This window comes from Streptomyces sp. NPDC003034 (assembly GCF_053591375.1).
The window spans coordinates 370718-382857 of record NZ_JBSFTS010000003.1; the positions used below are offsets into that span (position 1 = coordinate 370718).

Genomic DNA, 12140 nt, shown 5'->3' on the forward strand with positions numbered 1-12140 from the left:
CGGGCGCGGGGGGACGGCGCGCGCGCCCTTCGGAGCGGCCCCCGAATGGAGGCGGGCCCGGTTGGCGGCCGATCCGCCCGGGCCCGGTGGCCGCCGCGGCCGAGCCGTCGGCGGGCATCCAGGGGGCGCCGGTTATTCGCGCGCACGTTCGAGTGGTGGGGTTACGCTGGAAGCATGTACGCAGCCCAAAACCTCCAGGGATCCCTCTTCGACCAGGGCGACGAGATCCGGCTCGGGCCCCTCACGGGCATCCGGCGCACCGACCTGGGCGCCGGCGCGTGGGTCGACCACCTCCCCGGATGGGTGGCCGGCTCCGACGCGCTGTTCGAGCGGCTCGCGGCCGATGTGCCGTGGCGCGCCGAGCGGCGGAAGATGTACGAGCGCGAAGTGGACGTGCCGCGCCTGCTGGCCTTGTACGGCGAGGGGGAGGCCCTGCCGCATCCCTCGCTCGACGAGGCCCGCGACGCGCTCAACGGGTTGTACGCCCCCGAACTCGGTGAGGAATTCGTCACCGCGGGGCTGTGCCTCTACCGCGACGGCCGCGACAGCGTGGCCTGGCATGGCGATCGTACGGGCCGTTCCTCGACCGAGGACACCATGGTCGCGATCGTCTCCGTCGGCGACCCGCGCGATCTGGCGTTCCGGCCCCGGGACGGCGGTGCCACCCTGCTGCGCCTGCCGCTGGGGCACGGGGACCTCGTGGTGATGGGCGGCTCCTGCCAGCGGACCATGGAGCACGCCGTACCGAAGTCGGCGCGGGCCGTCGGACCCCGCATCAGCGTCCAGTTCCGCCCTCGCGGCGTCCTCTGACCTGATCCTGAGCCGTTCGGTGATCGCACCTGATCGGCGTGGGACGTCCGGGGCTCGCCTACGAGTCCTCCCCGTCCGCGGCTACCCGTCCGCGCCGTCACGCCGCGCCGTCAGACCCTGCCGGGCTCCTTCGCGGGCCGCACCGTCGTCCCGGCCGCCGCCGCGGCCGCGTGCAGTGACCGCAGCGCCAGCAGCAGCACGCCGATGTCATCGAGATAGACCGGATCCGGGATCAGGTCCACCGGTGAGACGGTGTAGGCCACGGCCACCCAGAAGAGCGCCTTGTCGCGCAGGGGCACACCCGCGTCGAGCAGCAGCCGTCGGGCCCGCAAGACCCGTACGAGCAACACCGCCGCGGTGATCGCCAGCCCGAGGGCGACGATCACGGCCACCGTGAGCCAGGCCTTTCCGTCCATCGCGCTTCACCCTCCCCCTGTACTCGCCCGGACCGCATCCCGTTACCGCACCCCTAATACCCGCACGCCGCGCCGCGTACCCCACGGCCGCGCCCGGCCTCGCGTACCCCGCCCCGCGTACCCCGCCTCGCGGCCGCGCCGCTCAGGCGGCCCGCTCGCGCAGCCGCCGGCTGACCTCGCCCAAGCCATCGGCGAGCGCGTCGAGCTGCTCGGGCGTCAGCACGTCGATGAGGACGCTGCGGACCGTGGCCACGTGCCCCGGCGCCGCCTCGTCCAGCCGGGCGCTGCCGGCGTCGGTGAGGACCGCGAAGACTCCGCGCACGTCCGAGGGGCAGCTGCGGCGGCGGACGAGCCCGGCCTTCTCCATCTGGGTGATCTGGTAGGTCAGACCGCTCTTGGAGTTGATCAGGCCATTCGCGAGCTCGGTCATCCGCAGCTCCCGCCCGGGAGCCGCGGCGAGCCTGACGAGGATCTCGTACTGCGGGTGCGAGAGTCCGGAATCGTCCTTGAGCTGCTGGTCGAGGCAGCGGTTCACCAGAGCCGACGCCGCCAGGAAGCCGCTCCACGCACGCATCTCCCGCTCGTCCAGCCATCTCGTCTCAGCCATGGTTTCAGAGTACACGGGTTGTTCGAATTTGAATCACTCGGCTAGGGTCGAGGCCGGCGGTTCGAATTCGAACCAATCTCCCTGCTCCTCGGGCCGCCCGACCGGAAGGATCCCCCCATGACCAGCCCCTTCGTCACTTCGACGCAGCCGCAGGCCGCCGCACCGGCCGTCCAGCTCTCTCCCTCCACCCCCGGCCACGACACCGGCCTGCTGCTCCTGCGCCTCGTCCTCGGCCTGACCATGGCAGCGCACGGCACGCAGAAGCTCTTCGGCTGGTTCGGAGGCGGTGGCATCAGCGGCACCGGCCGCTTCTTCACCGCCAGCGGCTACCCGGCGGGCGACGCCATGGCCGTACTCGCCGGCCTGACCGAGACCCTGGGCGGTCTCGGCCTCGCCCTCGGCGTGCTCACCCCGCTGGCCGGCGCCGCCCTCGTCGGCACCATGATCAACGCCATCGCCGTCCACGGACTCGGCGCCTTCTTCGCCCCCGAGGGCATCGAGTACGAACTGCTCCTGGCCACCGGCGCCGCGGCCCTCGCCCTCACCGGCCCCGGCCGGTACGCCGTCGACCGCTTCCTGCCCGTGCTGCGCGGCCACCGACTGGCCCACGGAGCCTTCGCACTCGCCCTCGGCGTCGTGCTCGGCGTCGTCCTGCTCCTCGTCCGGAGCTGAAGCCCGCTGCCGGGCGCCCCGGGCCGCGCTGACCGGGCCACGCTGATCGGTCCTGGCTGATCGGTCCCCGGCTGATTGGCTCGGGGCATTCGGGGAAGAGCGCACGAATGACACAACCCATCGAAGACTACGCACTCATCGGCGACCTGATGACGAGTGGACTGGTCGGCCGCGACGGGTCAATCGACTGGCTGTGCCTCCCGCGCTTCGACTCCGCGGCCTGCTTCGCCGCCCTCCTCGGCGACGAGGAGAACGGCCACTGGCGCATCGCCCCCGCCGAGGCCGCGGACGCCCAGCCCTGCACCCGCCGCGCCTACGTCGACGGCTCGCTGGTCCTGGAGTCGTACTGGGAGACGGCCCACGGCACCGTCAAGGTCACCGACTTCATGCCGCAACGCGACGTCGCGCCCGATGTCGTCAGGATCGTCGAGGGCCTGACCGGCGAGGTCACCGTACGCAGCACCCTGCGCCTGCGGTTCGACTACGGCCACATCGTCCCCTGGGTCCGCCGCAGCGACGGCGAGCGCGTGGCCGTCGCCGGGCCCGACTCCACGTGGTTCCGCAGCGAACCGCCCGTCCACACCTGGGGCGAGGCCAACAGCACCCGCTCCGAATTCACCGTCGCAGCCGGGCAGCGCGTCGCCTTCGTCCTGACCTGGCACCCCTCGCACGAACCGCGCCCCGCTCCCATCGACCCGTACGCGGCACTGGAGCAGAGCGTCGCCGACTGGCGCGCGTGGGCCTCCCAGTGCCGCTACGAGGGCCCCTACCGGGAGGCGGTGACCCGCTCCCTGATCACCCTCAAGGCCCTCACGTACGCCCCGACGGGCGGCATCGTCGCCGCGGCCACCACCTCCCTGCCCGAGGAGATCGGCGGGGTCCGCAACTGGGACTACCGCTACTGCTGGCTGCGCGACTCCACCCTCACCCTCGGCTCCCTCCTCGCCACCGGCTTCCTCGAAGAGGCCCGCGCCTGGCGGGCGTGGCTGCTGCGCGCCGTCGCCGGCGAACCCGCCGACCTGCAGATCATGTACGGGATCGCCGGCGAGCGGCGGATCCCCGAGACCGAGCTGCCGTGGCTGCGCGGCTACGCCTCCTCCGCCCCGGTCAGGATCGGCAACGCGGCCGTCCACCAGCTCCAGCTCGACGTGTACGGGGAGGTCATCGACTCCCTCCACCTGGCCAGGAACACCGGCCTCATTGCCGAGCACCACGCCTGGCGGATCCAGCTCGCGCTCCTCGACTTCCTGGAGCGCAACTGGCGCCGCCCGGACGAGGGGCTGTGGGAAGTGCGCGGCCCGCGCCGCCACTTCGTGCACTCGAAGGTCATGGCGTGGGTCGCCGCCGACCGCGCCGTGCGCACCCTCGAAGCCGATCCCGACCTGCCCGGTGACGTCGGGCGCTGGCGGGCCATGAGGGACGAGGTCCACCGCGAGGTGTGCGAGAAGGGGTACGACCCCGAACGCAACACCTTCACCCAGTACTACGGCTCGCGCGAGCTCGACGCGGCGACCCTGCTCATCCCGCGCGTCGGATTCCTGCCGCCCGACGACCCGCGCGTCGTCGGCACCGTCGACGCGGTGCGCGCGGAGCTCGGCAGCAGCGGACTCGTCCGCCGCTACAGCACCGAAGGCGCGTCCGTCGACGGACTCCCCGGTGACGAAGGCGCCTTCCTGGCCTGTTCGTTCTGGCTGGCCGACGCCCTGCACCTGACGGGACGGGTCAAGGAGGCCCGGGAGCTCTTCGAGCGGCTGCTGGAGGTGCGCAACGACGTGGGACTGCTCGCGGAGGAGTACGACCCCGTCGCGGGCCGCCAGCTCGGCAACTTCCCCCAGGCGTTCAGCCACATCGGGCTCGTGAACACCGCCCTCACCCTGGGCGCGGGCCCGGAGGGGGCCTGACCCGTCCGGGTGCTACGGGGTCCGGCCGCCCGGCGCGGCGGTACGGGAGGCCAGGAGCAGGGCGATGTCGTCCGGCCGGTCGGCGGCGCTGCCCGCCTCGCTGATCAGCCGGTCGGCCATCTCCGTCAGCGGCCTCGGACGGGCCGCCGCCAGAGCCACCCGCAGCCGCTCGACCCCCCGGTCGATGTCCGCGCCCGCCTCCTCGACCAGCCCGTCCGTGTACAAGGCGAGTACGGAGCCCTTCGTCAGCCGCAGCTCCGTGACGGGGTAGACGGCGTCCGGGTCGATGCCGAGCACCACCCCGCCCGGCAGGTCCATCACCTCGGTCCGGCCGTCGGGGTGGCGCAGCAGCGGCTGGGGGTGTCCGGCCCGGACGGCCTGCGCGTCGCCCGACAGCGGGTCGAGCAGCACGTAGCAGCAACTGGCGAACTGGCCCGGGTCCAGGTCGATGAGCAACTGGTTGGTGCCGCTCATGACCTGTTCGGGGCTGCTGCCGCTGAGCGCGAAGGCCCGTACGGCGCTGCGGAGTTGGCCCATGGTCGCCGCGGCGGCCACCCCGTGGCCCTGGACGTCCCCGATGACCAGGGCGAGCAGCCCGCCGCTCGTCTCCACGACGTCGTACCAGTCGCCGCCGACGTCCATGCCGAGCGTGCCGGGCAGGTAGCGGGCCACCGTGTCCACGTGCTCGCGTACCGGCAGGCGGTGCGGCAGCAGGCCCGCCTGGAGCCCGCGCGCCAGCTTCGCCTCGCTGTCGTAGCGCCGGGCCCGCTGCAGGGCCTGCGCGATGAGCCCGGCCAGTGCGGTCAGCACCGTACGCTCCTCCGGGCTGAATCCGCGGGGCGCGTCGAAGCCGAGGATGCACGAGCCGACCGGCCGGCCGGAGGCGATCAGCGGCAGGAAGGCGCGAGCCCCGAGATGGGCGTCCAGCGGGATGCCCGGGTAGGCCGCGGCGAGATGTTCCATCGACTCGAAGAACAGCGGCCGGCCGGAGGTCAGCGTCTCGACACCCGGCAGGCGGGTTTCCAGGGAGACACCGTCGAACTGGTCGAGGAAGCCCTGCGGGAAACCCGTCTCCCAGGCGAGGTGCAGATGCCGCTCGTCCAGCACGTAGATCGCCAGCTGCCGGCCGCCGAAGGCGGGCAGCAGCTCCTCCGTGACCACCGCCGACACCTGGCGGGCCGTGACCGCCTCGGTCAGCGCGATGGCGAGGGCGACCGGCCGGTACAGCGCGGTGGCGCGGTCGGCGGGCGAGCCCAGGCCGCCGCCCGGTTGGGCCACCGACGCGGGCGCGTAGGCGGGCTCCTCGGTGGCGCCGATCGTGACGGTCACCCCGTCCCTGCCCGGGTGCAGGCCCACCGAGAGCCAGCCCGAGGGCGGGTGGCGCCCACGACAGGCCGAGAAGTGAACCGGCTCGGTGGACATGAAAACGGCCCGGAAGTGGTCCTCGTAGGCGGGATGCGCGAGCCAGGGCAGCGACTCCCACACGGTCTGGCCCACTACCCGGTGCCCGTCGAGGCCCAGCAGGTCCTGCGCGGCGGCGTTGACGAAACCGATCCTGCCCTGCCGGTCCACGGACAGCACCGCCTGCGCGAGGCGGTCCAGGGCCGCCCGCGCGTCCGCGGCCGGGGCGGGCGGCGGCACCTCCACCGGGGCGCCGTCCCACACCACCGCGTCGCCCGCCGCCGTGAGCGCGGCCAGCTCCTGCGCCAGCCGGTCGGCGGCCTCGCGCATCCGCTCTCGGTCGAGGGCGCCGACAGTGGCCCCGGGGGTCGCCTCGCGCAGCACCATCAGCACGCCGAACCGTTCCGGTCCGGCGGCCACCGGCTCGTATAGCGAGGCGAAGGGGAACGGCAGCCCGGCCATCAGCTGCGGGAAGCGCCTCATGGCCGCCTCCGCGTCGGGCAGGTGGACGGCCTGGAGGGAGCGGAAGGCCTCGGCGACCGGGTACGGCCGGTTCACGTGGATCCGCCACCAGGGGCGGAACAGCTGCGAGGGCAGCCCGGTGAGCACCGCCAGCCGGAGCAGCTGCTCGGTGCCGGAGCGCAGGTAGACCCCGCCCGCGTACCCGTCGACGGCTGCCACCGCATCGGCCGCCGCCCGCGCGAGCGCCTGGGCCGAGGCGTCCCGGGCGGGGCCGTCCCTGTCCGGTCTCGCCGTCACACCGTAAGGATGCGCCCGGGGCGGCAGGGCCTGCATCCCGGCGGCGACCCGCCCGCTGCCAGCCGGCCGCTTCCGACCCGCCCGCTGCCACCCGGCCGCTTCCGGCCCGCCCGCTGCCGCAGCCGCTTCCGGCCCGGTGGCGGCCCGGCCAGGCCGGTCAGAGGTACGCCGCCGCCCGGATCAGCTCCACGATCCGCTCCCGCGCCGCCCGCCCCTCCGCCACCGGCAGCAGCGGGTACCCGTGCGGCAGCCCGTCCGCCTCGTGGAACTCCACCTCCAGCCCCGCCGCGCGGGCTCGCCGCAGCAGTTCCCGGCTGTCCGTGCTCAGCACGTCCCGGGTCCCGGTGAACACCGTCAGCGGCGCCAGCCCCTCGAAGGACCCGCGCAGCGGGCTCACCAGGGGATCGTCGGCGGCCAGGGTGCCGGCGTACAGACGCCCGGCCTCCAGCAGTCCGGGGCGGGCCAGCACCGGATCACCCGCCGCGATCGCCACCTGGTCCGGATGGCTCATCGTCACGTCCAGCCAGGGCGACAGCAGCACGATGCGCGACGGTTGGGCCCCGCTGCGGTCGCGCAGCCGCTGGGCGGCCGCCAGCGCCATCCCGGCACCGGCGCAGTCCCCGATGAGCACCGTGCCGCCCGCGCCGCCGCTCGCGATCAGGCCGCTGAGCAGGTCGGCGGCGACCGGGACCGTCCGGTCGGCGGTCCCGCGCGGGGCGAGGACGTAGGCGGGTACGACGACCCGCGCCCGGGCCTGCGTGACCAGGGTCCGGATCAGAGCCCAGTGCGGCCGCACCAGTTCGCCGACGTAACCGCCGCCGTGCACGTAGAGCACCTGGGCGGTCGGCTCCGTCCCGCGCGGCGACACGTCGTAGACCGGCCAGGCCCCGACGAAGGTCCGCGAGACGTCGGCCACCCGCCGCAGCGAGCGCGGCGGCAGATGCGACGCGGGGCGCCGCGCGGACTGCGCCACTCGGCTCCGTACCGCCTCGGCGCTCGCGAACCGTCTTCGCCGTCCCGCCGCGAACAGCGCCACCGACAGCGCCCTGCTGCGCAGACTCGGCACGCCCCCCACCTCCCCGTTCCCCTGCCCCATCACCTGAGGAGCATAGGCGTGAAGCTGCGCTGTCGACCCGCTTAAGAAAGTCTCGATGGACTGATCACCCGCGGCTCGGCAGATTGGTGCCCGACATGGACGTCGCGCGCGCCCGCGCGCTCGCCGCACCACCCTTCCGCACGCCTGGAGCCACCCCATGAAGGCACTCGTCAAGCACAAGGCCGAGCCCGGCCTGTGGCTCATGGACGTCCCCGAGCCCGACTACGGCCCCGGCGATGTGCTGATCAAGGTGCTGCGCACCGGCATCTGCGGAACGGACCTGCACATCCGTGCCTGGGACGGCTGGGCGCAGGGAGCGGTCAAGACCCCGCTCGTCCTGGGACACGAGTTCGTCGGTGAGGTCGCGGCGCTCGGCGCGGACGTGCGCGACATCGAGATCGGCGCCCTGGTCAGCGGCGAGGGCCACCTGGTGTGCGGGAGGTGCCGCAACTGCCTCGCCGGGCGCCGCCACCTGTGCCGCAGCACGGTCGGGCTCGGTGTGGGGCGTGACGGCGCCTTCGCCGAGTACGTGGTCCTGCCCGCGCAGAACGTATGGGTGCACCGGACCGCGGTGGACCTGGACGTGGCGGCGATCTTCGACCCGTTCGGCAACGCCGTGCACACGGCGCTCTCCTTCCCGCTGGTCGGGGAAGACGTGCTGATCACCGGAGCCGGCCCGATCGGGATCATGGCGGCGGCCGTGGCCCGGCACGCCGGCGCCCGGAGCGTCGTCATCACCGACGTCAGCCCCGAGCGGCTGGAGATCGCCCGCAAGGCGGGGGCCACGCTCGCGGTGAACGTCGCCGAGTCCTCCATCGCCGAGGCGCAGACGCGGCTCGGCCTGCGGGAGGGCTTCGACATCGGGCTGGAGATGTCCGGCCGCGCCGAGGCCATGCGAGACATGATCGACAACATGACGCACGGCGGGCGGATCGCCATGCTGGGCCTGCCCGCGCAGGAGTTCCCGGTGGACTGGGCGAAGGTCGTCACCTCGATGATCACCATCAAGGGCATCTACGGGCGTGAGATGTTCGAGACCTGGTACGCCATGACGGTGCTGCTGGAGGGCGGCCTCGACCTCAGTCCCGTCATCACCGGGCGGTATGCGCACACGGAGTTCGAGGCGGCCTTCGACGAGGCGTCGACCGCCCGCAGCGGCAAGATCATCCTGGACTGGACGACGTAGGACCGCGGAGCCGCACGGGCCCCGGGCCCCTGCCCGCGCCCAGGTACCTGCCCTCCCCTCCCAGGAGCCCGCCCCCACCGCCCATGTTCCGTCCGCCCTCCGCCCTCCGCCTCCGCACAAGGAGTACGCACCATGTTCGAGTCCGTCCGCGACGACCTCCGCACCACCCTCGACGAGATCCGCGCCGCAGGCCTGCACAAGCCCGAGCGCGTCATCGGCACCCCGCAGAACGCCGCCGTCGCGGTCACCTCGGGCGGCGCCCCGGGCGAGGTCCTCAACTTCTGCGCCAACAACTACCTGGGCCTGGCCGACCACCCCGAGGTGGTCGCCGCCGCCAAGGACGCGCTGGACCGCTGGGGCTACGGCATGGCTTCGGTCCGCTTCATCTGCGGTACGCAGGAAGTGCACAAGGAGCTGGAGGCGCGGCTGTCCGCGTTCCTCGGCCAGGAGGACACCATCCTCTACTCCTCCTGCTTCGACGCCAACGGCGGTGTCTTCGAGACCCTCCTCGGCGCCGAGGACGCGGTGATCTCCGACGCCCTCAACCACGCCTCGATCATCGACGGCATCCGCCTCTCCAAGGCCCGCCGCTACCGCTACGCCAACCGCGACCTGGGCGAGCTCGAAACCCGGCTCAAGGAGGCGCAGGACGCCCGGCGCCGCCTGATCGTCACCGACGGCGTCTTCTCCATGGACGGCTACGTGGCGCCCCTCGCGGAGATCTGCGACCTGGCGGAGCGCTACGACGCCATGGTCATGGTCGACGACTCGCACGCCGTCGGTTTCGTCGGCCCCGGCGGGCGCGGGACGCCGGAACTGCACGGGGTCATGGACCGCGTCGACATCATCACCGGCACGCTCGGCAAGGCGCTCGGCGGCGCGTCCGGCGGATACGTCGCGGCGCGCGCCGAGATCGTGGAGCTCCTGCGCCAGCGCTCGCGCCCGTACCTCTTCTCCAACTCCCTCGCGCCCGTCATCGCGGCGGCCTCCCTCAAGGTCCTGGACCTGCTGGAGTCGGCCGACGACCTGCGCGACCGCCTCGCCGCCAACACCTCGCTCTTCCGTACGAAGATGACCGAGGCCGGCTTCGAGATCCTGCCCGGCGACCACGCCATCGCCCCCGTGATGATCGGCGACGCGGCGGAGGCGGCCAAGATGGCGGAGCTGCTGCTGGAGCGCGGCGTGTACGTGATCGGCTTCTCCTACCCGGTGGTGCCGCTCGGCGCGGCGCGCATCCGCGTCCAGCTCTCCGCCGCGCACTCGACGGCCGACGTGGAGCGCGCGGTCGCCGCCTTCGTCGACGCCCGTGCGGCGCTCGGTGTCCGCGCGGGCTGAGACAATGGAAGGGTGATCGACCCCCGCCGGCTGCGCATCCTGCGGGCCGTGGCGGACCACCGTACGGTGACCGCCGCGGCCGCAGCCCTGTACCTGACCCCCTCCGCCGTCTCCCAGCAGCTCGCGGCGCTGGAACAGGAGACGGGCCACGCGCTGCTGTCCCGCAGCGGGCGGGGCGTACGGCTGACGGCCGCCGGCGAGATCCTGGTCGGGCACGCCCACGAGGTGTTCGCGCAGCTGGAGCGCGCGGAGGCCGAACTCGCCGCGTACGCGGGTGGCTCGGCGGGCGTGGTCACGGTGGCCGCCTTCGCCACGGGGATCGCGGAGGTACTGGCTCCGGCCATCGCCCGGTTGCAGTCGCAGCATCCGGGGATCCGGCTGCGGGTGCGGGACGCCGAGGGCGACCAGAGCGTGCCGCTGCTGCTCGACGGCGAAGCCGACGTCGCCCTGGCGGTCGAGTACCGCGGTGCGCCGGGTGCGGGCGACGGCCGGCTCTCGGTCCTCCCCCTGTACGCGGAACCCTTCGACGCGGTCCTGCCCGCCGGCCACCCGCTGGCCGACCTGCCCACGGTGTCGCTGGCGGACCTGTCGGACTCGGACTGGGTGGGCCAGTACCCCGGCAACCCGTGCCATGACGTCACGCTACTGGCGTGCGAACTCGCCGGCTTCCAGCCCCGGTTCGCCCACTCCTCCGACGACTTCCGCGCCGTGACGGCGCTGGTCGGCGCGGGGGCGGGGGTGGCGCTGGTGCCGCGTTCGGCGCTGCGCGGCATGGACCTCAAGGAGGTCCAGGTCCGCCCGGTCGCCGGCCCGGCCGCCGCCACCCGGCGCGTTTTCGCCGCCACCCGCCGCGGAGCCGAATCCCACCCGCTGATCGCCCCGGTCCTGGCCGCCCTGGTCCGCGAGTCGGAGCGCCTGCCGGCTCACTGAGCGCCTGCCGGTCCGCTGAACGCCTGCCAGGCCGCTGAGCGTCGGCAGCGCCCCGCCGGGCCGGGTCACACCCGTACGACCTCCACGCCCGCCGCGCTGAACTCCCGGGCGACGGCCGTGGGCAGGCCCGTGTCCGTGACCAGGACGTCCACGGACGACGTCGCGCAGATCCGGGCGAAGGCGCGCACGCCGAGCTTGCTGGAGTCGGCCGCGATCACCACGCGGCGGGCCCGTTCGCACAGCAGGCGGTTGACCGACGCCTCGTCCTCGTGGCGGGTCGCCGCGCCGTCCACCGGATCGAAGCCGTCCACGCCGACCACCGCCGTGTCCACGGTCAGTTGCCCGAGCACCTCCTCCGCGAAGGGGCCCGTCAGCTCGTAGGACTGGGGCCGGGCGACACCGCCCGTCAGCACGATCTTGAACTGGGGCCGGATGACCAGCTCGCCCGCGATGTTGAGGGCGTTGGTCACCACGGTCAGCGCCGGTGAGCCCGAGGCCAGGTCCGGCCGCCCGGCCAGGGCCCGCGCCACCTCGGTGGTCGTGGTGCCGCCCGTCAGCCCGACCACCTCGCCCGGGGTGATCAGAGCCGCCACCGCCTCGCTGATGCGGCCCTTCTCGGCGGCGCGGCGCGAGGTGCGGTAGCGCAGGGGGAGTTCGTACGAGACCCCGTGCAGCACCGCTCCGCCGCGCGTGCGGACCAGCAGCTGCTGCTCGGCGAGCTGGTCGAGGTCGCGGCGGATGGTGGCGGCGGACACCCCGAGGGCCTCCGCCGCCGGTTCCACCTCCAGTTCCCCGCGCTCGACCAGCAGATCCAGCAGGCTCTGCCAGCGCTCCTTGCGGGTCACCGCCCGCCCCCCTTCGGTGCTCACCCTGTTCTCCGCCGGCCCACGCCTCGCGGTCGGCCTACGCGCCGACATTAACTCAAGGGATGGGTCTGTTGATGCTTGAAGTTGCGTGAAACAGCCCGATACCGTGCAGGAAAACGCAAACGCAACGCATACCGCATCCAGTCCCATCCGCCGCTGCA

Annotated in this window: 11 protein-coding genes; 6 read left to right on the forward strand and 5 right to left on the reverse strand. The window is 73.5% G+C overall.

Annotation, left to right across the window (positions count from 1 at the left end; genetic code table 11):
* The first annotated feature begins 174 nt into the window (after positions 1-174).
* A complete protein-coding gene (locus ACWDX7_RS06200; RefSeq protein WP_451488328.1) occupies positions 175-810 on the forward strand; it encodes an alpha-ketoglutarate-dependent dioxygenase AlkB in 636 nt (211 codons plus the stop codon).
* 110 nt (positions 811-920) lie between these two features.
* Here ACWDX7_RS06200 and ACWDX7_RS06205 read toward each other — a convergent pair whose 3' ends face one another.
* The gene (locus ACWDX7_RS06205) at positions 921-1226 is read right to left on the reverse strand and encodes a DUF1232 domain-containing protein (RefSeq protein ID WP_451488329.1); all 306 of its coding nucleotides are present in this window, start codon (positions 1224-1226) and stop codon (positions 921-923) included.
* A gap of 142 nt (positions 1227-1368) precedes the next feature.
* Positions 1369-1833, reverse strand: coding sequence for a MarR family winged helix-turn-helix transcriptional regulator (locus tag ACWDX7_RS06210; protein ID WP_451488330.1), 465 nt, complete (start codon positions 1831-1833; stop codon positions 1369-1371).
* Positions 1834-1950: 117 nt separating this feature from the next.
* On the opposite strand from ACWDX7_RS06210, the gene ACWDX7_RS06215 reads away from it, so the two are divergent.
* Entirely contained in the window at positions 1951-2505 is a 555-nt protein-coding gene (locus ACWDX7_RS06215) for a DoxX family protein (protein ID WP_451488331.1), read from the forward strand.
* A 107-nt stretch (positions 2506-2612) separates the two neighbouring features.
* The gene (locus ACWDX7_RS06220) at positions 2613-4406 is read left to right on the forward strand and encodes a glycoside hydrolase family 15 protein (protein WP_451488332.1); all 1794 of its coding nucleotides are present in this window, start codon (positions 2613-2615) and stop codon (positions 4404-4406) included.
* A gap of 12 nt (positions 4407-4418) precedes the next feature.
* Here ACWDX7_RS06220 and ACWDX7_RS06225 read toward each other — a convergent pair whose 3' ends face one another.
* Positions 4419-6602: a SpoIIE family protein phosphatase gene (locus ACWDX7_RS06225; protein ID WP_451488333.1), complete on the reverse strand. Its 2184-nt coding sequence runs from the start codon at positions 6600-6602 to the stop codon at positions 4419-4421.
* A gap of 121 nt (positions 6603-6723) precedes the next feature.
* Positions 6724-7632, reverse strand: a complete 909-nt coding sequence (locus tag ACWDX7_RS06230; protein WP_451488334.1) for an alpha/beta hydrolase fold domain-containing protein — start codon at positions 7630-7632, stop codon at positions 6724-6726.
* 187 nt (positions 7633-7819) lie between these two features.
* Between ACWDX7_RS06230 and tdh the strand changes: the two genes are divergently transcribed.
* The 3 genes from tdh (at position 7820) to ACWDX7_RS06245 (ending at position 11113) form a co-directional block, all read left to right on the forward strand.
* Positions 7820-8848 carry an L-threonine 3-dehydrogenase gene (gene tdh, locus ACWDX7_RS06235; protein WP_451488335.1) on the forward strand — a complete coding sequence of 343 codons (1029 nt, stop codon included), beginning with the start codon at positions 7820-7822 and terminating at the stop codon, positions 8846-8848.
* Positions 8849-8980: 132 nt separating this feature from the next.
* Positions 8981-10183, forward strand: coding sequence for a glycine C-acetyltransferase (locus ACWDX7_RS06240; RefSeq protein WP_451488336.1), 1203 nt, complete (start codon positions 8981-8983; stop codon positions 10181-10183).
* A gap of 12 nt (positions 10184-10195) precedes the next feature.
* Positions 10196-11113: a LysR family transcriptional regulator gene (locus tag ACWDX7_RS06245; RefSeq protein WP_451488337.1), complete on the forward strand. Its 918-nt coding sequence runs from the start codon at positions 10196-10198 to the stop codon at positions 11111-11113.
* Positions 11114-11178: 65 nt separating this feature from the next.
* Here ACWDX7_RS06245 and ACWDX7_RS06250 read toward each other — a convergent pair whose 3' ends face one another.
* On the reverse strand, positions 11179-11958 hold the full coding sequence (locus tag ACWDX7_RS06250; protein ID WP_451488403.1) for a DeoR/GlpR family DNA-binding transcription regulator: 780 nt from the start codon (positions 11956-11958) through the stop codon (positions 11179-11181).
* Positions 11959-12140 lie beyond the last annotated feature (182 nt).